Raw genomic sequence first — 22,475 nt, 5'->3', positions numbered from 1 at the left:
ACCCCGGGGCCGCCGCTGCCTGCCGAACGGGCGACCGCTCCCGACCCCCCTCCCGACCGCGGAGACGGCGCGGCACCGCGGCATATGCGGCGGGCGGGTTCAGTACAGCCTATCGAAGGAAGGTTCTGTGGCGACATAGGGCGCACAGGAGGCGCACGATGCGTGTCGCAAGCCCCCTGTGCACCCCCCGTAGGGAACTTCCCCGGGCGAGCGTCCTCTTACGCCCTCGTACGCGGAGCGGGACGGTGCGCCGCGGTGCGGGCGGCACGACCGTGGCCCGCCGCCCGCACCCGCCAGGTCCTAGACCAGGCCCAGCCGCTCGGCCGCCGTCGCCGCGTCGACCGGGACGGTGACCGGCTGCGGAGCGCCGGCGACGGCCCAGTCGGGGTCCTTCAGACCGTTGCCGGTGACCGTGCACACGATCCTCTGCCCCGGGTCGACCTTGCCCTGCTCGGCCGCCTTCAGCAGACCGGCGACGGAGGCGGCCGACGCGGGCTCGACGAAGACGCCCTCCTGCGAGGCCAACAGCCGGTAGGCGCGCAGGATCTCACGGTCCGTCACCTCGTCGATGGCGCCGCCCGACTCGTCCCGCGCCGCGAGGGCGTAGTCCCAGGAGGCCGGGTTGCCGATCCGGATCGCGGTGGCGATGGTCGACGGGTCCTTGACGACCTCGCCGCGCACGATGGGGGCGCTGCCGGAGGCCTGGAAGCCCCACATGCGGGGCGTGTGCGTGGCGATGCCGTCGGCGGCGTACTCCTTGTAACCCTTCCAGTACGCGGTGATGTTGCCCGCGTTGCCCACCGGCAGGACGTGGATGTCGGGTGCGTCGCCGAGCATGTCCACGATCTCGAACGCGGCCGTCTTCTGGCCCTCTATCCGCACCGGATTGACCGAATTGACCAGCGCCACGGGGTAGTTGTCGCTCAGTCCGCGGGCGAGCGTGAGGCAGTCGTCGAAGTTTCCGTCGACCTGGAGGATCTTCGCGCCGTGCACGAGGGCCTGGCCCATCTTGCCGAGCGCGATCTTGCCCTGCGGCACGAGCACGGCGGACACCATCCCGGCGCGCACGGCGTACGCGGCGGCGGAGGCGGAGGTGTTGCCCGTCGACGCGCAGATGACGGCCTGCGCGCCCTCCTCCTTGGCCTTGCTGATGGCCATGGTCATGCCGCGGTCCTTGAAGGACCCGGTCGGGTTCGCACCCTCCACCTTGAGGTGGACCTCGCAGCCCGTGCGCTCGGAGAGCACCTGCGCGGGCACGAGCGGCGTGCCGCCCTCGCGGAGCGTCACGACCGGCGTGGTGTCGGAGACCGGCAGCCTGTCCCGGTACTCCTCGATGATTCCGCGCCACTGGTGGGTCATTGCTGGTTACTCTCCTTCAACCCGCATGATGCTGGCGACACCCCGCACGGTGTCGAGCTTGCGCAGCGCCTCGACCGTACCGCCGAGGGCGGCGTCGGACGCGCGGTGGGTGACGACGACGAGGGAGGCCTCGCCGTCCTTGCCCTGCTGCCGGACGGTGTCGATGGAGACACCGTGCTCGGCGAACACGGTCGCGACCTGGGCGAGCACGCCCGGTTTGTCGGCGACGTCGAGGCTGATGTGGTAGCGCGTGACGACGTCGCCCATCGGCGAGACGGGCAGCGCCGCGTACGCGGACTCACCGGGTCCGGTGGCGCCGCTCAGCCGGTTGCGGCACACGGCGACGAGGTCGCCGAGCACGGCGGACGCGGTCGGCGAGCCGCCGGCGCCGGGACCGTAGAACATCAGCTGCCCGGCCGCGTCCGACTCGACGAACACGGCGTTGTAGGCGCCGCGGACGTTAGCCAGCGGGTGGCTGAGCGGGATCATCGCCGGGTGCACACGCGCGGTGACCGACGCCCCGTCCGCGGCCCGCTCGCAGATGGCGAGCAGCTTGATGGTGCAGCCCATCTCCTTGGCGGAGGCGAAGTCGGCGGCGGTGACCTCGGTCATGCCCTCGCGGTAGACGTCGTCGAGGCGCACGCGCGTGTGGAAGGCGATCCCGGCGAGGATGGCGGCCTTGGCGGCGGCGTCGAAGCCCTCGACGTCGGCGGTCGGGTCGGCCTCGGCGTACCCGAGCGCGGTGGCCTCGTCGAGGGCCTCCTGGTACCCGGCGCCGGTGGTGTCCATCGCGTCGAGGATGAAGTTCGTCGTGCCGTTGACGATGCCGAGCACCCGGTTGACCTTGTCACCGGCGAGGGACTCGCGCAGCGGGCGGATCAGCGGGATGGCGCCGGCGACGGCGGCCTCGTAGTACAGGTCCTTGTCGTTCTCGTCGGCCGCGGCGTGCAGGGCGGCCCCGTCCTGGGCGAGGAGGGCCTTGTTGGCGGAGACGACGGACGCGCCGTGCTCGAAGGCGGTGGTGATGAGGGTCCGGGCGGGCTCGATCCCCCCGATGACCTCGACGACCACGTCGATGTCACCGCGTTTCACCAGGGCGGTGGCGTCGGTGGTGACGAGGGAGGGGTCGATGCCCTCGCGCACCTTGTCGGGCCGCCGTACGGCGACGCCCGCCAGCTCGACGGGCGCCCCGATCCTGGCGGCGAGGTCGTCGGCGTGCGTCGTCATGATGCGCGCCACCTCTGAGCCGACCACTCCACAGCCCAGCAGCGCCACCTTCAGCGGACGCGTACGCATCATCCGACCTCGTTTCCTCATACCGTCTGCGGTTGGACCAGTCTCACTCACCGGACGGGATTTTCTGCCTTTCGTCCGGATCGTGAGACATTTATTTCACTTACACGGGATGCGAAGACAGAAGATCTTCCGCCCGCACCCTGCCGTCACCGGCCGTCGGAATCATCCGACGTCGAGACGCAGGAGGTCTTCCTCGGTCTCCCGGCGGACGATGACCCGCGCCTCGCCGTCCCGTACGGCGACGACCGGCGGGCGCAGCACGTGGTTGTAGTTGCTGGCCATGGACCGGCAGTACGCCCCCGTAGCGGGCACGGCGATCAGGTCGCCCGGCGCCACGTCGGCCGGCAGGAAGGCGTCCCGGACCACGATGTCGCCGCTCTCGCAGTGCTTGCCGACCACGCGCACGAGCATCGGCTCGGCCTCGGAGGCCCGGGAGACGAGCGCGACGCTGTACTCGGCGTCGTACAGCGCGGTGCGGATGTTGTCCGACATGCCGCCGTCGACCGAGACGTACGTCCGCAGCCCGTCGAGGGGCTTGATGGTGCCCACCTCGTAGAGCGTGAAGGCGGTGGGCCCGACGATGGCGCGTCCGGGCTCGACGGAGATCCGGGGCGTGCGCAGCCGGGCACCCTCGCACTCACGGGTGACGATCTCGGTCAGCGCCTTGGCGATCTCGTGCGGCTCGCGCGGATCGTCGTCGCTGGTGTACGCGATGCCGAGCCCGCCGCCGAGGTCGATCTCGGGCAGCTCGATCCCGTGCTCGTCACGGATGTCCTTGAGCAGCCCGACGACGCGATGGGCGGCGACCTCGAACCCGGACATGTCGAAGATCTGCGAGCCGATGTGGCTGTGGATGCCGATCAGCTCGAGCCCGTCGAGCTGCAGCGCCCGCCGCACGGCCTCGGCGGCCTGGCCCCCGGCCAGCGGGATGCCGAACTTCTGGTCCTCGTGGGCGGTGGCGATGAACTCGTGGGTGTGAGCTTCGACACCGACGGTGATACGGATCTGCACGCGCTGCCGCGTGCCCAGCTCCTGGGCGATGTGGGCGACGCGCACGATCTCCTGGAAGGAGTCGAGGACGATCCGCCCGACCCCGGCCTCGACGGCCCGCCGGATCTCCTCGGGGGACTTGTTGTTGCCGTGGAAGGCGATGCGGTCGGCGGGCATGCCGGCGGACAGCGCGGTGGCCAGCTCGCCCCCGGAGCACACGTCCAGGTTCAGCCCCTCCTCGTCCAGCCAGCGCACGACGGCCCGGGACAGGAACGCCTTGCCGGCGTAGAACACGTCGGCGTCGGCCCCGAACGCGGTACGCCAGCTCCGGGCCCGCGCCCGGAAGTCGGCCTCGTCGAGGACGTAGGCGGGGGTGCCGTACTCCTCGGCGATGCGCGTGACGGGGATGCCGCCGACGGTGACGACACCGTCGGCGTCCCGGCCGACGGTCTGCGCCCACACCTTCGCGTCGAGCGCGTTGAGGTCGGCGGGCGGGGCGGAGTAGTGGCCCTCGGGCAGGACATCGGCGTGACGGGGCCCGGCGGGGTGTGCGGAACGGCTCATGGCGTCTTCTGGGCTCTCTCAGAGATGGTCGGGTGCGTCGATGCCGAGCAGGGACAGGCCGCCGGCCAGCACCGTCCCGGCGGCTTCGGCGAGGGCGAGCCGGGCACGGTGGGCGGCCGAGGGTTTCTCCGCACCGCGCGGGAGCACGGTGGGCAGCAGGGGCAGCGCGGCATCGGCGACGGTGACGAGGTGCCGGGCGAGCCGGTCGGGAGCGCGGTGCCGCGCAGCGGCGGCGAGGACGCGGGGGTGATCGGCGAGGGCGGCGAGCAGGCTCTGCGCGTCGGCGGTCACGGCCCCGGGCTCGGGGGCGAACCCGAGGTCGGAAGCATTGCGGAGGAGGGCACGGCTACGGGCGTGGGCGTAACGCACCCGGAAGAGGGGGTTGCTCTCGCGCTGCACGAGGTGCTCGTCGCCGATCCGGGGGAGGTCGTGGGCGGCGGGGTGGAGCAGGGCCCAGCGGGCGGCGTCGCGGCCGAGTGGGACGGGGTCGGCGGGGGCCGGGACGGGACGGAGAACGGCGGCTGCCGATGCTGCGGGCGCCGCCTCGGAGGCGTCGACGTCGACGCCGAGGATGTCCTGCCACTGCGGCGCGGGGCGGCCCTCGCAGCCGGTACGGACGCGGACGCCCTGGGAACGCAGGATGCGGGCGGTGGCGTCCATGACGACGACGGCGCGGACCTCGTCGGGGCAGTGGAGCCGTACGGTGTCGCGGCGGGCGGGGTGGCCGTCGGGTCCGTCGCCTGTTGCTTCGCCTGTTGCCTCGACTGGTCCCCCGCCTGGTCCTTCGATGTGCCCGTACCGGGTCCCGCGCCGGAGGATCTCCTCGACGAGGGCGGCGGGAGCGGTGTCGTACAGGCTGATGTTGAGGAATCCGGGCCCCGTGACGACGACGTCGGTGATGCCGTCGGCGCCGACGAGGTACGGCCGCAGCACCTCGGCGACGCCGAGGGGCGTCCGCCCGGCCGGCCGGGCGAGCTGGAGGGCGACGTTGGTGGCGTAGTCCCCGCACCCCCCGGGCCCCGGCGGCGTGACCACGACGCGCTCGGGCGGGGTCACGCTCAGCTGTCCCGCGTCGACGGCACGACGTACCGCATGCAGCACGGTGCGGGAGAGCTCGGCAGGGGTCACGGGTCAAGCGTAGGGGAGGAGGGGGGTGGGTAAGCCAACTGGTTTGGGCGGGGTCCCGGGATGTGGACGGGACGCGTGCGCGAGGCTTGGCGGTGGCCCTGACCTACCCGGACACCTCACTGTCGCCCGCGGCCGCGGCCCCGAGCACACGCCCGAGCGAAGGGCCCTTGTCCACACCCCCGGCCTCGCGCCGTGCGGGCTTCCCCTCGACCAGCTGCCGTACGAGACCGACGAGCTCGGCGGGTTCGAACGGCTTGGAGAGGAAGGCGTCGACACCGGCATCGAGCCCGGCATCGACCTCGTACTGCGTACAGGCGCTGACGATGGCCAGCGGGAGATGCCGGGTCCGCGGATCCGCACGCAGCCGGGCGGCGGTCCTGAGCCCGTCCAGCCGCGGCATGACCACGTCGAGGGTGACGGCGTCGGGTCGCACCTGATGGACGACATCCAGACACTCGGCACCATCGGCCGCGGTCACCACCTCGAAGCCCTCCAGCTCGAGGTTGACCCTGATCAACTGCCGGATGACCTTGTTGTCGTCCACGACAAGGACCCGGCGCGACGCCCCTGGCACAACTCGAGAGTAGGTCCGGACCGGCCACCGCGTCCGGGTTTTCCCCACTTCCACCCCGTCCGAGGGAGCCAGCCCCCTCCCCCGCCCGACCCGACCCGCAGAAACCCGTTCCTGACCACCCCGGCGAAGCTGGTAGTGTTCTACCCGTCGCCGCGAGCAACCCGCTCCACCAGCGACACGCCCCCGTAGCTCAGGGGATAGAGCAACGGCCTCCGGAGCCGTGTGCGCAGGTTCGAATCCTGCCGGGGGCACCCTGTATGAGGTGCTCAAAGACCCCGTCACCAGCGGAAACGCTGTGAACGGGGTCTTCGCGTATGTGCAGCCGTAGGCCGCCCCGAGCGGGCGTATGTCGGTGTCTGTGGACGAGGCGTGGACGGGATCTTGAAGCATCGCCGCAGATGAGTCCAGCACCTCCGAGGAGCGTGTGGCCGGGAAGGCGAGCAGTCCCCGAACGACCACTACCTTCGCTGCCACGGTCTGGCGATCACGACCTCGTCGGAGCATGATGCCTGCATGCCTCGGGGGGAGAAGGACTATCGATGGCCGCATGTACGTGTGTGGCTTTGGACCGACGAGTCAGGTCAATCGCGCCTCTCGTTCGATCGCGTGCAGGATGTGAAGCCCCAAAAGTTCGAGATGCCCAGAGATCCTGAGTCGCTGATGGCACTGGTCAATGCCACGCGCGGTGCGCTGCGCGAACTAACTGGACTTGATGATCCAGAGGAAGCACGGCTCCTCCTGCGCAAACAGGTCTTCGAGAGCAGAGAGCGCGAAGTCGAAAAGAAGCGCCAGGAAGCAGCTGAATTCGAGGCACGCCGTTGGCGCAGTGAGCCTGTCGACTCGCCACCGGCGTCGGAGGCGAGCGAGAGCATTCGCACATTGTCTGGAGGGCTTCCTACGCTAGGACGCCGTCGACGCTGAGGTCAGCTTGCTCGTTTGTGTCGATGTCCCGGAAAGCAACGAGGCCCCTGGGCGATCGCAGAGGCCTCGAATGCCGAAGTCCTACTTACTCGTACTCACGAAGTAGGTCCTCGATGCGCCGGTTGGCGACGTCCTGCCGTCCGTCGAGGCACTTCGCGTAGCGGGTCAGCAGGACCTCGACGCTGTTGCCGGCACGCTCGGCCACCTCTGTCGGATCGACCCCGGCGTTGAGCCACGTCGACAGCGCCGAGTGCCGGAGGTCGTACGGCCTACTCGCGAGCGGCGAGGCTGCGACGGCCGGCGGAAGCGCGAGGAGCCGGGCCTCCTGCCACACCCGGTAGTAGGTCGAGGACGGGACGACCGAACCCTTCTCACTGAAGAACAGCCGCCCGTCGTCCGTCGTGCCGAAGGTGGCCAGGTGCTCGCGGAGCACGGCGACGAGGTGCGGCGGGATAGGCACCCGGCGGACGTCCTCAGTCGGTCGGTTCTTCAGCCCGCGGTCGTCGTGGGTCTCCCCCAAGTCGGTCCACTGCTTGCCGACCGACGGACGGGTCCGATGGAGCAGCGCCGAGCCCCAGCCGCTTTCGGGGAGGTTCAGATCAGTCTCGACGAGGCCGACCGCTTCCGCCGGCCTGAGACCACCGAAGTACATGGCGGCGAACAGCCCCACGAGGCGACGGCCGCGGGCACGCCGGTACCCGCCCACGTAAGAGACAGCCGCCAGGAGATTCCGAGCCTGCTCCGGGTTAGCAACCACTCGCGGATCAACCTGGTTGGACACCTTGGGCTTCTGCCAGCGAACGGCCGTGATTGGGTTCTCCCTCAGCTCTCCCAGGTCGACCGCGTAATTTGCAGCGTTGACGAGCGTCCGACGCTTACGCCGCACGGTTTCGGCTGCTGCCGCTGTTCCGTCGAGCTTGAGTTTCAGAGAGTCGAGCACTGCGCGCGCCGTGGCGGGTTCGGCGAGATCAGTGAGCGGCCGAGACGCCTTGGAAACCCAGTGGAGAACATTGCGCACGTCGTCCGGGACTTCGCGGTCGTTCGGTGCCGGCAGTACGAAGGCCCAGTTGCGGAGTGCTTTGCGGATCGTGTCGTCAGACGGCCGTCCAGGACGCTCATCCAGAAGTTCCATGGTCACGCTCGTGAGCGACTCGTTGATGCCGTCTCGCGTGTTGGGGGCAGCATGCGGCCACTTCATCGCGAGATAGCGAAGCGCGAAGTCGTACCAGGACACGGCCGACTTCGTCTCCTCCGTCGAGGCCGCAAGACCGGTCTCCGTATCGAACTCCTCGCCGTCGCGCATCGCACGCATGAGCTTCGTGCGGTAGTGGTCAGCGAGCGCCTTCGTGCGGAAGGACTCGGAGAAGACGTTGCCGGCTACCGACCAACGCACTCCGTATGACGGTGTTTTTGTGTCCCGCTTACGGACGCTCCAGACCTTTACGTCGAGAGACTTCACGCGGCGGCCTCCAACTGCCGCAGCCAGGTCCGGAAGTCGCTTCGCCAAATCCGCAGTTCCCCGTTGGGGAGCTTGAAAGCAGCTGGCCCCTGCCCGAGCTCGCGCCACCGATAGAACGTCCGCCGGGAAACTCCCCCGAGCTCTTCGAGGATCTGCGGGACGGTCATCAGCTCGTCTTTCACGTCAGGCTCCTTCCAGGGCCAAGAGTTCTTCGCCGGCGGTTTGGCGGTTGAGCTGGATGTCGCGGGCGATGGTGGCGGCGAGCGCGGATTCGCCGGGGGTGTGGCCGTGGCCGGCGTACTGCCAGTCGGCCAGGACCAGGACGGTGTCCGGCTCGCGGTCGTCGAGACCGAGGGCGGCGTGTTCCTGTGCGGCGCGGTAGTCGGCACGTGCCTGGCGGAGGGCGCCGAGGGTGGTCGAGTAACCGCGGGACTTGGAGGAGAAGTGGCCGCGGAAGCCGAGCATGTGAGCCCAGGCCCACAGGCGCCGGTCCTGGTAGAGCGGATCGAGCGTCTTGCACGCTTCGATGAGCCGGCGAGCGTGGTCGGGGACGCCGTGGCGGTCGAGTTCGGACAGCTCACCGATGCGGCGGTCCAGGGTGCCGGTGTTCTCAGCCGCCTTTGTGGCGTACTTGGCGACGTAGGAGGCGACAGCCTGTTCGGTGATGTCGGAGCCGTCCCCGAACGCCTTGACCGGGCGTCTGTTTCTGGCCGGGTCCATGGCCTCGGCCCGTGCGGACGACCGGGCCACGACGCGAACCTTCCTGGACGAAGCAGAACGGGCAGCCCGCCGACTCGGGACCGACGCTAACCACGTCTGGACCGCCTTCGGCCCTACCAACGTCGCGATCCACCGAGTAGCCACGGCCGCCGAGCTGGGCGACATGCAGGTCGCCGTCGACCTGGGCCCGCGGATTGACACGGCAGGACTGCCGACTGAGCGCCGGACGCGGCACAACCTTCGAAGTGGCGCGAGCGCTCAGCGCCTACAACCGGATGGATGACGCGCTCGCGAAAGTCCTCGAAGCAGAGAGCTGGGCCCCTGAACAGGTGCGGAGCCACTACCTGGCGCGCGAGCTGGTGCTCACCTGGGTGCGGGGGCAGCGCGGCCGGCCGAGCCGGAACCTTTCGCTTCGTGTGCGTTCGCTGCCATGCAGCCGAGGGTACCCAGCTCAGACGACGTGCAGCCTGTCGGCCAGGTCCGCAAAAGATGGCGCATCCGCGCATGGCGGCGGGTGCGCTTTTCTTTGACGACGCGGACCGCGTCCTCATGGTGGAGCCCACGTACAAGGACTACTGGGACATCCCCGGCGGCTACGTCGAGGCCGGCGAATCCCCCCTTCACGCTGCCGTGCGCGAGGTACGCGAAGAGCTGGGGATCACCCCGCCCATCGGACGCCTCCTCGCGGTCGACTGGGCACCGAACGAGGCCGAGGGCGACAAGGTGCTGTACCTCTTCGACGGCGGTCAGCTCAGCCGAGAGCAATTGGCCAGCATCGAGCTGCAGGCCGACGAGCTGAGAAGGTTCGAGTTCCTGGCCTTGGAACAGATCGCCGAGCGCACCATCCCACGACTGGCCCGACGTATCCTCGCAGCGGCAGAGGCCCGGGAGGATGCGGTTCTGGTGTACCTGGAGCACGGGCAGAAGCCCGACAGCCAAGCTGCATGAGCCGCGAGGAAGCCATCCGTCTCGTGCAGCGGCTCATGGACTCCACCTACGCGGACGAGGCCGAGTGTGACGCCATGATCGCGGCCCTCGAACGCGGCACCGGTTGCCCGCACATCAGCGACTACGTCTTCTGGGGACTTCGATCCCGAGCTGACAGCCGCCAAGATCGTTGATCGAGCCATCTCGTACAAGCCGTTCGCCCTGTGATCAGAGCGCGGTAAGACTTTCCCTACTTCATCAAGCCCGCGCACGGCGCGGGAGCGCGCCGCCTGTACGGCGGGGCCGCCGCCCTGTCTTCGCCAGCGGCGGCCCCGCCCGGCGGCGCGCTGCGTGCAGCGGACAAGGACGAGAAACGATCTACCGCGTGCCCAACCGGAACGCCAGGATGGCCCCATGGGGGATTCCACCGTGCGCACAGCGTTCCGTCTGACGTTCAACGACTATCACCAGGACCCGAACGACAGCGACGTCCTACGGCGAGCTGTGACCATCCATGCCGACCGGATCACGTTCGACGACGGCCACCTGAACCTCTGGCTCGCAGGCACCCACGTCGGAGAGTTCCCCCTCAACATCATTGAATCCGTCTGCCCTCATGGCGACGCCGGCAAGAAGCGTGAGACGCCAGAAGAGCTACGAGCTCGCTTCCCACGGATGGGCCACCCTTGGTCGCCCGAGGACGACGCCCGCCTCCTTTCCCTCTACCAACAAGGCGAACGGAACTTTGACACCCTCGGCAAGCAGTTCGGCCGGAAGCCCAGCGCCATCCGGTCGCGACTGGCCAAGCTCGGCCTCGACAGCCTCGCCTGACAGTGCTGAGGCTCAGACGTCGGTGGCCGGGGCAGTCGGCTCCACGGCTTTAGGCAGCCACTTTGGGGCGAGCCTCTAAGATCATGGCCCCAACGTCGTGCTTTAACGGGCAGGTCCACAGACTGCCCGACGCGCCGGAAGCTTACGGGGCCATGATCACTCGCCCCAAAGCAGCTCCAGCCCAAAGCCGCTCCACCGACTGCGTGCTTCAGCTAAGGTCACTTGGAGCTGTGCTGAGCTCGGCGCTGCCGAGTCTCGCACTGTCCCTCTTCGCGGTAGCCGTCATCTGCAAGGTCCTGGCATCGAAGTTGAGCACCAACCAGGACACGAAGACGAACGAGCGTGAGGAGAACCGCATGGCTGATGAATCGAAGTCGAGCAGGATGAAGCAGTGGGCTAGTGCTACTTGCGACGTACTGGGAGACCTTGTAGTCGGCTTCGCGGGTGGGGCAGTGTCGAGCTGAGCGCAGCTCCATGCCGTACAGCACGGAAGTACAGCAACTACAGCAACCGACCATGGCTCACAGTGCCCACCCACGCGGCCTGTGTAACTCACGATGACCGATCTCTGTAGAGCCTCTCCTTAGGAATCAAAACTCGGCAGTACGGGCGTGAAGACCTTGCGGCTGGAGCGCATCGAGGTCGACCATTTGTGACATTTTCAGATATTGAAATTCGGGGGAATTCCTGTGACGCCGGAACAAGAGCTACGTGGTCTGATCTCGGACTGGCGCAAACAAGTCGACCAACTGCCAATTTGGTCAACGGGTGAGGAGCGGCTGCATGCGCTCATGTCGCAAGCCCTCAGCGTGAAAGCAAGCTTCGCACGGAACAGGGTGGATTTTCCAGAGTTTTCGTGGGAAATGTTGCTGGATTTTCTGATCTCATGGCACTTTAAGCATCCGATTGGTAGCGAACCTTGCTATGAAGACGATGTATCAAATGCCGTGAAGGCTGCCGTGGAGGCGACACGCCTCGAATCGCTTGACGCCGCCCTTCGTGCGCAAGCCTATAGGGTTAGAAAGACTGGCGGCACAAAATTTAGGGTCTCATATAAGTGGGATATGGGTCTTGAAGTTGCCGACTTGTATCTTGAGCGACAGGCTGTGCCTGGGAATCGTGAAGAGCCCACACAGAAAGAAGTGGAATGGGCCTCGAAGCAATCTCGCGGAAGGCTTAATGCTTTTATCCCTCCGGATGACGTCATCAGTTCTGCGATGGAGCGGACTCGTCGAGCAGTTCAAGCATGGCGCGCAGTTCACCAAGACCCTCCATTGTCGGATGACACTGACCTTGGCGACGGTCTAACCGTCGGAATAATGGCAGAAGTCCTAGCTGCACTCATGGCAATGGCGGAGCTAGGCGAGATGGCACACTCATCAGCGCGCCTGCGTGGCACGACTCTTCAACACAGCACCGAAGAGGCGATCGTCGACTGGCTCGCACGCCTATGTGGGAGCGTGCCGCGAGAGCTCGCTATACAGGCCATACATAGACTCATGGCCGGCCCGGGTAAGTCGATGAGAACGGCAATCCTAATCCCCAATCATGGGCTTATTACAGTCCTTCCGCTCGTAATGTTCCCTCGCGCCATTGATGCAATCGTTCTGCGAACTGCCGCATCAGATCCGGCCCGATACGGCCCTATTGGCAAGCGCCAAGGCGAGCGAGCCAAAGCGTGGGGTCGTTGGCTGAGGGAAATCCCCGGCGTTAAAGTCACTGAGGGCACGAAAGTGCGGAATTTGAAGGGGCAGGCTGTAGGTGACCTTGACGTAGTGGCGTTCGACCCAGTGTCACGTAAGGGTCTTATCCTGGAAATCAAATGGCCTATCGATGCCCTTACACTTGCTGAAACCTCCAAGACGGATCAAACTATTGTGCTTGCGAGCGCACAACTAGGGAAGGTCAGGAGTTCGCTCGTAGCTGGCGATGTGCAAGCGAAGTTGCCGCCTGACTGGCCAGCCTTTGATGAGATCGACTGGGCGTGGGGAGTCGGCATGCCGCAGCAGCTGACGCCTCGACCTATGCCGGAGCCTGACATGTTTGCTACGTCTTTTCGGTATGTTTCAAATCTCAACCCCGTCAACTCGCTGATTGAATTGATTACTCTGCTCAAAAATCCTATAGTGCCTGAACTGAATAGGCACTACCAAATTCGGAATGTCACGATTCCCCTCCTGGGGCGATACTCCGTTCGCGTTGAGCGGCTAGAATGCCAAGAAATTGACTGGAGCCCAGTGGTGGATGCAAAAAGCGGCTGAAATTCGGCCAACCCTTCCGATCAGTGGTAGAGCGTGCGGACGCTCCTTAGGACAACCCTCGTCGTCACCACGTACCGCCGCACAAGAGCCGTGGGTTGTCTTGGGCCTCTAGCGTCTCGGACCAGGCCCCGAGGCCTCAGCGACCCTCCCGCCCGTAGTTCGTCGAGGAGGGCCAGGCAGTCGCGTCCCGTGGAGCTCCGGAGGGCGCTTCGGTCCCAGCTGTGTGCGCAGGTCACCGGAGATCCTGCCCACCAATAGTCCACGGACCCCCGTCATAGGGCCGCTCGACGCTGCATACGCCTGTACACACAAGAAGACCCCGCACTCAGCGTTTCCGCTGGTGACGGGGTCCTTTGGCACCTTCCTCGAGGTGCCCCCGGCAGGATTCGAACCTGGCGCACACGGGGCCTTCGGTTGATCGACTAACGCTGGCCCGTCCACAAATGGTTGGCTCTTTTATCCAGGTCTGCCCATCCAGCTGCCGAAGGGGCGGCGGTCTAGCCCTAGCCCCAGCGCAAATGATCACGCAACCGGCATTCCTGGCTCCTGGCGCTTTGGGCTCTTGGCATGAGCATCGCCACGTCAGGCCGAGTTGCTCTCCCTTAGGGGCTGCCTTGGACGGGGTCGCAGCCCGGCGTGCCAGTCCCGCTTCGGATCGCCTGTGTCGCATACGCTGCGAAGACGTCCGACCTGGCGGCCTCGATAACGCGGATGCGTGGGAATGCCGCCCGGTGGCGGCTCTTGATCTAGGCCCGGACGGCGCAGCTGTCGGATGCAGAAGGGGTGTGGCATGAGATCCCCGGGCGTGCACCTACGGGAGATCACCGACGACGACCGGGATGCCGTTCGTGCCCTCCGCGTCCGACGTGACCAGAAGCAGTTCGTCGCCTCCGTGTCCCAGTCGCTCAAGGAGGCGGCGAAGAAACCGGAGGCCAATCCGTGGTACCGCGCCGTGTACTGCGGTGACGAGCCAGTCGGCTTCGTGATGCTGTCGTGGAAACCGCCGGCTGGTTTGTACAAAGGGCGGCACTTCCTCTGGCGGCTCCTCGTCGACAAGCGGTACCAGAGGCGTGGGATCGGCCGAGAAGCGCTCATGCAGGTCGCCACGCTGGTGCGCGCGGACGGCGCCACCGAGCTGCTGACCAGCTACGAGCCCGGTGAAGGCGAACCGTGGCCCTTCTATCGGAAGTTCGGGTTCGAGCCCACCGGGGAGATCGACGACGGCGAGATCGTTCTGCGGCTCGCCTTCCCCGCTGAGTGAGCTCATACGGGAGGCGGACGGTTTTGACCTCCGGTGGCCGAACGGCGAGAGGCTGGTGGGCACCTGGAAGTCGCTGCCCATCAGCTGCAGGTCCGCCCCAAGTGACCGTTACCCCGCATCTGGCCATTCCTCCAGAGGCTCTGGCGGCTCCGGGTCGGCCTGCAACTGCCGCTCCGCTCGCCGCCCGTTCTCCGCTCGCAGCGTCGTCAACCACGGCCAAAGGTCCGGTAGCCGTTGTGCCGAGCAGGCCAGCCGGTGTTCGATACGGCAACGTTGAGACGCATCTGGCGGACACACGCCGTAGACGGTGACCCGACCGTCGGAGGTCTCGATCCACCGATGCTCTGCCGGCACCGTATGGGCCAGCGGAGTCATGTCCGGTTCCAACAAGACCCATTCATGCTCGAGCGTCGCCACTCGGTCCTGTAACAGACCGCAGTACGGGCAGCGCAACTGCCCACCATTCAGTCGACGCGGCTCCCCCGGCAATAGCCCCATGACGCCAGAGTCGACAGCTCGGCGGCGCATGCGTAGAGCGCGAATCGGACGAGACTCATGTGGCAGCTAACCACTGGCGAAACGGAAGGCGACGCGGCAGGTGCTGTTAGCAACCAAAGGCCGAAGGCGTGCGGCTGGTATACGACGAAGCCCCCAGCCGGGCGCTGTCACCCAACCAGCGCCCTGGGTGCTGATCGAGCCGTTGCCGTCGCGTGCAGCGCTGTGCGAACGCCTCTGCCCGGTCCGGTAGGGCGGGCTGTGCGGCGGCGGGGGCCCCTCGTCAGAGCGGGGTGCCGCCGAAGCCGATTTCGTTGCCGTCCGGGTCGCGGTACATGGCCTTGCGTACGCCGTTCGCGTACGTCTCGCGGGTCCAGGGTCTCAGGCCCCGGTCGGCGATGCCGGCGACGCGGGTGTCGAAGTCGTCGACGAAGACGGTGTGCATGGCGTGGCCGGCGTGACCGGGGCGGAGCTCGATGTACAGGTAGCGGTGTTCCGCCAGCTCCCACACGGCCTCCGTGTCGTTCGGGATGAACGCCGGTGGCGAGCCGAGCAACCGCTCGTACCAGGCCAGCGCCGCTGCGTAGTCGGTGACTGGGATGCCTGCGAAGAGGTCGACGGCCATGGCGCCATCGTAGGTCCGGCGCCTGCCTCGCGGGGCTGCGCCGCGTGCCTACGCTGGAGGTGTGGCTCGGTCCAATGACGAGGTCGCCGCGCTGTTCCAGGAGTACGCCGACCTGATAGCGATCACCGGTGGGGATGCGTTCAAGGCGCGTGTCTACGAGAAGGCCGCCCGTGCGATCGGTGGGCATCATGCCGATGTGGGCACGCTCGACGCGAAGGGGCTGCAGGAGATCCCGGGCGTCGGCAGGTCCATTGCCGAGAAGGTCGTCGAGTATTTCCGCGATGGGCGTGTCTCCGCCGTGGAGGAGTTGCGGGCGAAGATTCCCGCCGGGGTGCGGCAGCTGACGGCCATCCCCACGCTCGGGCCGAAGAAGGCGCTGGTGCTCCACGAGGAGCTGGGGATCTCCTCCGTCGACGAACTGGCCGACGCGATCCGGGCGGAGCGGCTGCGGGATCTCAAGGGGTTCGGGCCGAGGACGGAGGAGAACATCCTCCACGGCATCGAGCTCCTGCAGTCCTCCGGGGACCGCGTCCTGCTCGACGTGGCGCTCGACCTCGCTGAGGAGACCGTCGCCGGGCTGGCCCGGGTGACCGGCTGCCGGCGGTGCACGTACGCCGGGTCGCTGCGCCGCTACCGGGAGACGATCGGCGACATCGACGTCCTCGCCGCGGCGGAGAGGCCGGCGCCCGTGATGCGGGCGTTCACCGGGCTGCCGTACGTCACGGAGGTCATCGCCCACGGCGACAAGAAGACGTCGGTCCGCACCAGCAAGGGGCTGGCGATCGATCTGCGGGTGGTGCCGCCGGACTCCTGGGGCGCCGCCCTGCTGTACTTCACCGGCTCCAAGACGCACAACATCCGCGTCCGCGAGATCGCCGTGCGCCAAAGGCTGAAGCTCTCCGAGTACGGGCTGTTCGACGTCGAGAGCGGCGAGAAGGTCGTCTCCGCGACGGAGGAGGACGTGTACGCCCGGCTCGGCCTGCCGTGGATCGAGCCCACCCTGCGCGAGGACCGCGGCGAGATCGAGGCCGGGCAGCGCGGTGAGCTGCCCGACCTGGTCACCGAGTCCGACATCCGGGGCGACCTGCACACCCACACCGACCTCACCGACGGCCTCGCCCCGCTGGAGGAGATGGTCCGGGCGGCGGCGGAGCGCGGTTACGCCTACTACGCGATCACCGATCACGGGCCTGATCTGTACATGCAGCGCATGACCGACGAGCGGATGCTGGCCCAACGCGATCAGGTGCGGCAGCTCGACGGCGCGTACGGAAAGCAGGGCAAGCGGGGCGGCATGCGGCTGCTGCACGGGGTGGAGCTGAACATCGCCCCCGACGGCGGCGTGGACTGGCCGGACGACTTCCTGGCCGGCTTCGACCTGTGCGTGGCCTCGGTGCACTCGCACTTCAACCAGGGCCGCGAGGCGCTGACCCGGCGGATCGTGCGCGCCTGCGAGAACCCGTACGTGAATGTCATCGGCCACCCCACGACCCGCATCATCGGCAAGCGGCCGGGGATCGACGCCGACCTCGACCAGGTCTTCGCCGCCTGCGCCCGCACCGGGACGGCCCTGGAGATCAACGCCCATCCGGACCGGCTCGACCTGCGCGACGAGGACATCCTGCGGGCCAGGCGGCACGGGGTGAGGTTCGCGATCGACAGCGACGCCCACGCCACCCTCCATCTGGCCCACATGCGCTACGGCGTGGGCACGGCGCAGCGCGGCTGGCTGACCAAGGAGGACGTGATCAACGCCTGGCCGCTCACCCGGCTGCGACGCTTCCTGGACAAGGGCCGGCGAGGGCGGCGTTCCGCGGCCTGACCGGCGGGGCGGCGGCTCCGGTCAGGGGTGCATCGCGGTGGGGTCGCGGGGCTGGTACGTCCGTGACCTCCTGCGGTGGCGGTGCGACGCCCCGCTCTTCACCGCGGCCACGCCCAGACAGAAGAGCAGGGCCAGCGCGAGGCCGGAGCTGAAGATCGCGAGCGTGTTCAGGGTGACCATCTGCTGGCCGAGCACCGACACGGTGTACTCGGGCCCGCCGGACAGGTTGCCGACGATCACCAGGGCGGTGAAGGCGCCCGTGGCGGCGAGGAGGAGCAGGCCGAGGAACAGCATTCGAGTCATCTCCTCGGAACGAGTGCGTCACCCGTGCGGATACCCCCGCCTCGGCCGGCCATACGACGGGCGGCACGAAGGGGATGCGGGAGAGGGTCGGGAGTCCGAGGAAGGGGTACGCGGATCTCTCAGCAGATCCGCTCAGCAGATCCGCTCAGCAGACCGTTCGGTGGTCCGTTCGGCGGTCCGTTCGGCGGATTCACCGGCAGGTCCTCACGGGCGGACCCCAGGACCCAGGGAGCCCGCGTGCCGGAGATGGGACGGGACGAGGCGCGGCGGCGGTTCGGTGCGGCCCGGGTCGCGCGGCTGGCGACGATCGGACCCGCGGGACGGCCGCATCTCGTACCGGTCGTATTCGCCCGGCGCGGTGACGACGTCGTCACCGCGGTCGACGACAAGCCGAAGCGGTCCCGGCGGCTCGCGCGGCTGCGCCACATCTCCGTACAGCCGGCCGTCAGCCTTCTCGTGGACGCCTACGACGAGGACTGGGACCGTCTGTGGTGGGTACGGGCCGACGGAGAGGCCCGGACGCTGCCGCCCGGCGCGCCCGACGCGCGGACACGGCAGGAGTACGCCGGCGCCGTCGAGCTGCTGCGGTGCAAGTACCCCCAGTACCGGCAGCGTCCGCCGGAGGGACCGGTGATCGCGGTCGGTGTCCTGCGGTGGACCGGCTGGCGGGCCGTACAGGAAGACGACGGGGCCTGGTGAACGCGACCCGGGCACCCGGTTGAGAGGCCGCGATGGAACTCGTCGAGGAGCGTCCCTACCGCTACCGCATCGAGCGGCGGGGGCCGATGCGCGTGCCCGGGGTGGTGTTCGCCTCCCGGGACCTGCTCGCCGATGCCGAGCAGTCGCTGGAACAGGTCGCCAACGTGGCCACCCTGCCGGGCATCGTCGGCGCCTCGTACGCCATGCCGGACATCCACTGGGGGTACGGCTTCCCCATCGGCGGCGTGGCCGCGACCGACCTCGACGACGGCGGGGTGGTCTCGCCCGGCGGGGTCGGGTTCGACATCTCCTGCGGGGTGCGGCTGCTGGCCGCCGACGCCGACCGGCGGACGGTGGAGCCCGCCCTCCCCGCGATCATGGACGGCCTGGACCGTTCGATCCCGCGCGGGGCCGGCCCCGGCGGCGTGTGGCGGATGACCGGCCCCGGACAACTGGAGCGGATCCTGCGTGGCGGCTCCCGGTACGCCGTCGACGAGGGGTACGGCGAACAGCGGGACCTGACCCGCTGCGAGGACGGCGGAGCGGTCGCCGACGCCGACGTGGAGCAGGTGAGTCCGCGGGCGCGGGAGCGCGGCCTCGGGCAGGTCGGCAGCCTGGGATCGGCCAACCACTTCCTGGAGGTCCAGCAGGTCGCCGGCGTCTCCGACGAGCGGGTCGCCGCCGCCTTCGGACTCTCCGTCGGCCAGGTGTGCGTGATGATCCACTGCGGTTCGCGCGGTCTGGGGCACCAGATCTGCACCGATCACGTCCGGGCGATGGGCGACGCCATGAGCCGGTACGGCATCACCGTGCCCGACCGGCAGCTGGCCTGCACCCCGGTCGACTCCCCTCAGGGGCGGGACTATCTGGGCGCGATGGCCGCGGCCGCCAACTACGGACGCGCGAACCGTCAGTTGCTCTCCCATGCCGCACGCCGGGTCTTCGAGAAGGCCGCGGGCGTGGGCCTGTCGCTGGTGTACGACGTCTCCCACAACCTCGCCAAGATCGAGACCCATACGGTGACCGGATCCCGGCGACGCCTGTGCGTCCACCGCAAGGGCGCCACCCGTGCCTTCCCGCCCGGGCACCCCGACCTGCCCGAGGACCTGCGGGAGTTCGGTCAGCCGGTGCTGATCCCCGGAACGATGGGAACGGCCTCGTACGTCCTGGCCGGAGTGCCGGGCGGCGACGCCTTCTTCTCCACCTGCCACGGCGCCGGCCGCGTGATGAGCCGCCACCGGGCCGCCCGTGCGGTCACCGGCAGGGAGCTGCGGGCCCGGCTGGAGGCGGACGGCATCGCGGTGCGCCCGAAGTCGTGGCGGGGGCTGGCCGAGGAGGCGCCGGAAGCGTACAAGGACGTGAGTGAGGTGGTCGCCGCGAGCGAGGCGGCGGGGTTGTGCCGCTCGGTGGCCCGGCTGGTTCCGCTGGGCGTGGTCAAGGGCTGACGTGAGGTCGTCGAGCGGCGGCGGTGCGCCTCACACGTCGACGGTCACCGCGCACGACCAGCCGTACGCGTCCGGCCCGATCCGTAGCTGGTGCCAGGAGACGCCTTTCGGCACCGCGCCGACGATCTCCACGTCCGCCAGCGCGGCGACGGCCAGGCGCACCTCCAGGCCGCCGTCGGCCTCGTCCGTCTCGACGTCGACGGGCACCTGTCCGTGCACCTCCAGCCGGTAGACCACCTCGTCCAGCAGCGCGGCCAGCAGCTCGTCGTCACCGGCCTCGGTGAAGCGCACCCGCTCCACGGCGGTGGGCCGGGCCGCCGAGACGTCCGCGAAGCAGCCCACCATGCCGAGGACGGCCTCCGCCAGGCAGCGCTCCCGGCTCGCCCCCCACGCCTCGATGCGCACGTCGGCCGTGTGCGGCACCAGCCGGTGCCCGCTCTCGCCCTGTCCCCGTGCCGTCCTGTCGTCACCTGATTCGCCGACCATGCTCTTCACCTGCCCGCCCGGCGGCCCGGCACTGCGTGCGCAGGGCCATCCGGCTGACGGTGCCGCGGAGGATCACAGGCCCCGGGGCAGTGGTGGTCGCGTCACCGCGGTCCGGCGGGTGCGGCGCCGTCGTGCGGGCGAACCGGGGCCGGCGGGAGGTCCTCCTCGGCCGGCCCCGGGCCCTCTGGTCGCGTCACGTGGTCCGGGACAGGACCGTCCTCACCACCTGGCCCAGCATCGCCTCCGCGTCCGGGGCCGGGCCCGGGGAGCGCCAGGCGACGAAGCCGTCGGGGCGGACCAGGACCGCGCCCCGGCGGGTCACGCCGTGGTGCTTCGCCCAGTCGGCGTCGGCGTCGTCGGGGGCCAGGTCGGCGTCCGGTGCCGTGCCGATGCGGTACGACGCCAGCGGGACCGGCATCTCCTCGGCCACGCGCGTCGCCGCCTCGTGCCAGTCGCCGCCCTCCACCGCGTCGCTGAGCAGGACCAGGGTGCGTTCGTAGAGGTCGAGGGTGGAGATGCGGTCGGTGCCGCGGCGGAGCCAGAGGTGGGGGGCCCTGCTGCCGGGGGCACCGGAGAGGTCCAGCCCGTCCGGGACGACCGGGGTCGCCGGGTCGGCGCCGACCACGGCGCCCTGCGGGTAGCGGTAGCCGAGGGCGACGTTGAGGATGCCTCGCCCCGGGCCGCCGCCGGGGCCGCCCGGGCCGCCCTGACCTCCCGGAGCGCCGCCGGGGCCACCGCCACCTGGGCCGCCGATGCCAGCGCCGCCGGGGCCACCGCCACCTGGGCCGCCGATGCCAGCGCCGCCCGGGCCTCCCGGAGCGCCGCCGGGACCTCCCGGACCGCCCATGCCTCCCACGCCGCCGACAGGCGGAGTGAAGCCGGGGTGGCTGTGTTCCACCGAGCGGCCGGCCGCGCGGGCGCTGGTGGCCTCCGCGACCGGGCGGCGTTCGGCGTCGTAGGTGTCGAGGAGGCCCTCACCGGCCCAGCCGTCCAGGACCGCGGCGAGCTTCCAGGCAAGGTTGTGGGCGTCCTGGATGCCAGTGTTGGAGCCGAAGGCTCCGGTGGGGGACATCTCGTGGGCCGAGTCGCCGGCCAGCAGGATGCGGCCCGAGCGGTAGCTGCGTGCCACGCGCTGGGCGGCGTGCCAGGGGGCCCTGCCGGTGATCTCCACGTCGATGTCGGGATCGCCGACCGCCCGGCGGATGTGGTCGATGCAGCGTTCGTCGGTGAATTCCTCGAGGGCCTCGCCGTGTTCGGGGTGCCAGGGGGCGTGGAAGACCCAGTTCTCGACGTTGTCCACCGGGAGCAGGGCGCCGTCGGCGTCCGGGGTGGTGAGGTAGCAGACGATGAAGCGGCGGTCGCCCACGACGTCGGCCAGGCGGCGGGAGCGGAAGGTGATGCTGATGTTGTGGAAGAGGTCGCCGGGGCCGCTCTGTCCGATGCCGAGCTGTTCACGGACGGGGCTGCGGGGACCGTCGGCGGCCACGAGGTAGTCCGCGCGGATCGTGGTGTGTTCGCCCGTCTCCCGGCTCTTCACGATCGCCGTGACGCCGTCCGCGTCGGCCTCGAACGACAGCAGTTCCGTGTGGAAACGCAGGTCGCCGCCCAGGCCGACGGCGTGGTCCAGGAGTTCCGGTTCCAGGTCGTTCTGGCTGCACAGGCACCATGAGCTGGGGCTGAAGCGGGCCAGTCCGTTGCCCGGGTCGATCTCCTTGAACAGCCACTCGCCCGCGTCGCCGACGAGGGTGGGTGTCTGGAGGATGCCGTGGTTGTCGGCCAGCGTGGCGGCCGCCCGGCGGATGGCCGGCTCGACGCCGGCCACGCGGTAGATCTCCATGGTGCGGACGTTGTTGCCGCGCCCGCGGGGGTGGATGGAGGTGCCCGCGTGGCGCTCCACCAGCGTGTGCCGGATCCCCAGCCGGCCCAGGAACACCGAGGTCGACAGGCCGACCAGGGAGCCTCCGACGATGAGCACGGGGACCCGGTGGGCCCCGGGGCCGGCTCTGTCCGCTCCCCTGCCCTCGGCCCCGGCGGCCCCGTCGATGCCCTGGGCTCGCTCGGCTCGTTCGTTCATCGCTCGTCCTCCATTGCGTCGTGGCCTCCCTCGTGTCGGGACGTGTCGTTGTCGGGACGTGTTGTCGTGGCGCGCTGGTCGCCCCGTCCGTTCGTGTCACCTCGTCCGTTCGTCTCGCCCGTTCGTCTCGTCCGTTCGTCCCGTCCGTTCGTCGAGTCCGTTCTTCCGGTGCGTACGTACGGATGCGGCTGCGGCTGTCGGGGCCGGTAGCCGCCGGTCGGCCCGCGGCGTTCGG

21 protein-coding genes, 1 tRNA gene and 1 pseudogene are annotated in these 22,475 nt (G+C 69.0%); 10 read left to right on the top strand and 13 right to left on the bottom strand.

Annotation, left to right across the window (positions count from 1 at the left end; translation table 11 throughout):
* Positions 1–300: 300 nt before the first annotated feature.
* From thrC to IE260_RS18215, 5 genes are all read right to left on the bottom strand, one after another.
* Complete coding sequence (gene thrC, locus IE260_RS18235; protein WP_189873113.1) at positions 301–1,359, bottom strand: threonine synthase; 1,059 nt, start codon at positions 1,357–1,359, stop codon at positions 301–303.
* A 6-nt stretch (positions 1,360–1,365) separates the two neighbouring features.
* Positions 1,366–2,658 carry a homoserine dehydrogenase gene (locus tag IE260_RS18230; RefSeq protein ID WP_189873111.1) on the bottom strand — a complete coding sequence of 431 codons (1,293 nt, stop codon included), beginning with the start codon at positions 2,656–2,658 and terminating at the stop codon, positions 1,366–1,368.
* 159 nt (positions 2,659–2,817) lie between these two features.
* A complete protein-coding gene (gene lysA / locus IE260_RS18225) occupies positions 2,818–4,209 on the bottom strand; it encodes a diaminopimelate decarboxylase (RefSeq protein WP_189873109.1) in 1,392 nt (463 codons plus the stop codon).
* Positions 4,210–4,227: 18 nt separating this feature from the next.
* The gene (gene nrtL / locus IE260_RS18220; RefSeq protein ID WP_189873107.1) at positions 4,228–5,337 is read right to left on the bottom strand and encodes an ArgS-related anticodon-binding protein NrtL; all 1,110 of its coding nucleotides are present in this window, start codon (positions 5,335–5,337) and stop codon (positions 4,228–4,230) included.
* Positions 5,338–5,440: 103 nt separating this feature from the next.
* A complete protein-coding gene (locus IE260_RS18215) occupies positions 5,441–5,959 on the bottom strand; it encodes a response regulator (RefSeq protein WP_189873106.1) in 519 nt (172 codons plus the stop codon).
* A gap of 131 nt (positions 5,960–6,090) precedes the next feature.
* Between IE260_RS18215 and IE260_RS18210 the strand changes: the two genes are divergently transcribed.
* Positions 6,091–6,162 (top strand) — tRNA-Arg (locus IE260_RS18210).
* 355 nt (positions 6,163–6,517) lie between these two features.
* Complete coding sequence (locus IE260_RS18205) at positions 6,518–6,832, top strand: hypothetical protein (RefSeq protein ID WP_189873104.1); 315 nt, start codon at positions 6,518–6,520, stop codon at positions 6,830–6,832.
* 85 nt (positions 6,833–6,917) lie between these two features.
* Here IE260_RS18205 and IE260_RS18200 read toward each other — a convergent pair whose 3' ends face one another.
* The 3 genes and pseudogenes from IE260_RS18200 to repSA form a co-directional block, all read right to left on the bottom strand.
* The gene (locus IE260_RS18200) at positions 6,918–8,291 is read right to left on the bottom strand and encodes a tyrosine-type recombinase/integrase (RefSeq protein WP_189873102.1); all 1,374 of its coding nucleotides are present in this window, start codon (positions 8,289–8,291) and stop codon (positions 6,918–6,920) included.
* A complete protein-coding gene (locus tag IE260_RS18195; RefSeq protein WP_189873274.1) occupies positions 8,288–8,458 on the bottom strand; it encodes a helix-turn-helix transcriptional regulator in 171 nt (56 codons plus the stop codon). Before IE260_RS18195 ends, IE260_RS18200 begins: the two co-directional genes overlap by 4 nt.
* 16 nt (positions 8,459–8,474) lie before the next feature.
* Positions 8,475–8,993 (bottom strand): annotated as a pseudogene (gene repSA, locus IE260_RS18190) (replication initiator protein RepSA); the annotation flags it as partial.
* 507 nt (positions 8,994–9,500) lie between these two features.
* Here repSA and IE260_RS18185 point away from each other — a divergent pair.
* The 5 genes from IE260_RS18185 to IE260_RS18165 all read left to right on the top strand — a co-directional run bounded on the left by IE260_RS18185 (position 9,501) and on the right by IE260_RS18165 (position 14,291).
* Positions 9,501–9,959, top strand: coding sequence for an NUDIX domain-containing protein (locus IE260_RS18185; RefSeq protein ID WP_189873100.1), 459 nt, complete (start codon positions 9,501–9,503; stop codon positions 9,957–9,959).
* On the top strand, positions 9,956–10,132 hold the full coding sequence (locus IE260_RS18180; RefSeq protein ID WP_189873098.1) for a hypothetical protein: 177 nt from the start codon (positions 9,956–9,958) through the stop codon (positions 10,130–10,132). Before IE260_RS18185 ends, IE260_RS18180 begins: the two co-directional genes overlap by 4 nt.
* Positions 10,133–10,352: 220 nt before the next feature.
* Positions 10,353–10,769 (top strand): SANT/Myb-like DNA-binding domain-containing protein, encoded by a 417-nt coding sequence (locus IE260_RS18175; protein WP_189873096.1) that lies wholly within the window; start codon positions 10,353–10,355, stop codon positions 10,767–10,769.
* A 668-nt stretch (positions 10,770–11,437) separates the two neighbouring features.
* A complete protein-coding gene (locus IE260_RS18170; protein WP_189873094.1) occupies positions 11,438–13,030 on the top strand; it encodes a hypothetical protein in 1,593 nt (530 codons plus the stop codon).
* A gap of 790 nt (positions 13,031–13,820) precedes the next feature.
* Complete coding sequence (locus IE260_RS18165) at positions 13,821–14,291, top strand: GNAT family N-acetyltransferase (RefSeq protein ID WP_229880859.1); 471 nt, start codon at positions 13,821–13,823, stop codon at positions 14,289–14,291.
* A gap of 108 nt (positions 14,292–14,399) precedes the next feature.
* Here IE260_RS18165 and IE260_RS41690 read toward each other — a convergent pair whose 3' ends face one another.
* The gene (locus IE260_RS41690) at positions 14,400–14,789 is read right to left on the bottom strand and encodes a DUF6083 domain-containing protein (RefSeq protein ID WP_229880856.1); all 390 of its coding nucleotides are present in this window, start codon (positions 14,787–14,789) and stop codon (positions 14,400–14,402) included.
* A gap of 280 nt (positions 14,790–15,069) precedes the next feature.
* Positions 15,070–15,411, bottom strand: coding sequence for a VOC family protein (locus tag IE260_RS18160; RefSeq protein ID WP_189873092.1), 342 nt, complete (start codon positions 15,409–15,411; stop codon positions 15,070–15,072).
* A 61-nt stretch (positions 15,412–15,472) separates the two neighbouring features.
* On the opposite strand from IE260_RS18160, the gene polX reads away from it, so the two are divergent.
* Entirely contained in the window at positions 15,473–17,233 is a 1,761-nt protein-coding gene (gene polX, locus IE260_RS18155; protein WP_189873090.1) for a DNA polymerase/3'-5' exonuclease PolX, read from the top strand.
* A 21-nt stretch (positions 17,234–17,254) separates the two neighbouring features.
* Here the strand turns inward: polX and IE260_RS18150 are convergent, their stop codons facing one another.
* On the bottom strand, positions 17,255–17,536 hold the full coding sequence (locus IE260_RS18150; protein WP_229880854.1) for a hypothetical protein: 282 nt from the start codon (positions 17,534–17,536) through the stop codon (positions 17,255–17,257).
* 237 nt (positions 17,537–17,773) lie between these two features.
* On the opposite strand from IE260_RS18150, the gene IE260_RS18145 reads away from it, so the two are divergent.
* Both IE260_RS18145 and IE260_RS18140 read left to right on the top strand, forming a co-directional pair.
* Positions 17,774–18,235, top strand: a complete 462-nt coding sequence (locus IE260_RS18145; protein WP_229880852.1) for a TIGR03668 family PPOX class F420-dependent oxidoreductase — start codon at positions 17,774–17,776, stop codon at positions 18,233–18,235.
* A gap of 32 nt (positions 18,236–18,267) precedes the next feature.
* Positions 18,268–19,680 carry an RtcB family protein gene (locus IE260_RS18140; RefSeq protein ID WP_189873085.1) on the top strand — a complete coding sequence of 471 codons (1,413 nt, stop codon included), beginning with the start codon at positions 18,268–18,270 and terminating at the stop codon, positions 19,678–19,680.
* A gap of 30 nt (positions 19,681–19,710) precedes the next feature.
* Here the strand turns inward: IE260_RS18140 and IE260_RS18135 are convergent, their stop codons facing one another.
* Together IE260_RS18135 and IE260_RS18130 are read right to left on the bottom strand one after the other, a co-directional pair.
* Entirely contained in the window at positions 19,711–20,166 is a 456-nt protein-coding gene (locus IE260_RS18135) for an archease (protein ID WP_189873083.1), read from the bottom strand.
* A 193-nt stretch (positions 20,167–20,359) separates the two neighbouring features.
* Positions 20,360–22,240: an FAD-dependent oxidoreductase gene (locus tag IE260_RS18130; RefSeq protein WP_189873081.1), complete on the bottom strand. Its 1,881-nt coding sequence runs from the start codon at positions 22,238–22,240 to the stop codon at positions 20,360–20,362.
* Positions 22,241–22,475: the final 235 nt, after the last annotated feature.

The organism is Streptomyces viridiviolaceus (assembly GCF_014650995.1).
Taxonomy (GTDB): domain Bacteria; phylum Actinomycetota; class Actinomycetes; order Streptomycetales; family Streptomycetaceae; genus Streptomyces; species Streptomyces viridiviolaceus.
The sequence above is the reverse complement of the archived record's forward strand: the minus strand, read 5'-3'. Positions and strand labels throughout refer to the sequence as shown.

Excerpts from the sequence above, each read along its gene's own strand:
- IE260_RS18160 (WP_189873092.1), bottom strand. The coding sequence starts at position 15,411 with ATGGCCGTCGACCTCTTCGCAGGCATCCCAGTCACCGACTACGCAGCG.
- IE260_RS18195 (WP_189873274.1), bottom strand. The coding sequence starts at position 8,458 with ATGACCGTCCCGCAGATCCTCGAAGAGCTCGGGGGAGTTTCCCGGCGG.
- IE260_RS18175 (WP_189873096.1), top strand. The coding sequence starts at position 10,353 with ATGGGGGATTCCACCGTGCGCACAGCGTTCCGTCTGACGTTCAACGAC.
- IE260_RS18140 (WP_189873085.1), top strand. The coding sequence starts at position 18,268 with ATGGAACTCGTCGAGGAGCGTCCCTACCGCTACCGCATCGAGCGGCGG.
- IE260_RS18135 (WP_189873083.1), bottom strand. The coding sequence starts at position 20,166 with ATGGTCGGCGAATCAGGTGACGACAGGACGGCACGGGGACAGGGCGAG.
- IE260_RS41690 (WP_229880856.1), bottom strand. The coding sequence starts at position 14,789 with ATGGGGCTATTGCCGGGGGAGCCGCGTCGACTGAATGGTGGGCAGTTG.
- IE260_RS18180 (WP_189873098.1), top strand. The coding sequence starts at position 9,956 with ATGAGCCGCGAGGAAGCCATCCGTCTCGTGCAGCGGCTCATGGACTCC.
- IE260_RS18185 (WP_189873100.1), top strand. The coding sequence starts at position 9,501 with ATGGCGCATCCGCGCATGGCGGCGGGTGCGCTTTTCTTTGACGACGCG.
- IE260_RS18130 (WP_189873081.1), bottom strand. The coding sequence starts at position 22,240 with ATGAACGAACGAGCCGAGCGAGCCCAGGGCATCGACGGGGCCGCCGGG.
- IE260_RS18165 (WP_229880859.1), top strand. The coding sequence starts at position 13,821 with ATGAGATCCCCGGGCGTGCACCTACGGGAGATCACCGACGACGACCGG.
- lysA (WP_189873109.1), bottom strand. The coding sequence starts at position 4,209 with ATGAGCCGTTCCGCACACCCCGCCGGGCCCCGTCACGCCGATGTCCTG.
- IE260_RS18150 (WP_229880854.1), bottom strand. The coding sequence starts at position 17,536 with ATGACTCGAATGCTGTTCCTCGGCCTGCTCCTCCTCGCCGCCACGGGC.
- thrC (WP_189873113.1), bottom strand. The coding sequence starts at position 1,359 with ATGACCCACCAGTGGCGCGGAATCATCGAGGAGTACCGGGACAGGCTG.
- IE260_RS18230 (WP_189873111.1), bottom strand. The coding sequence starts at position 2,658 with ATGATGCGTACGCGTCCGCTGAAGGTGGCGCTGCTGGGCTGTGGAGTG.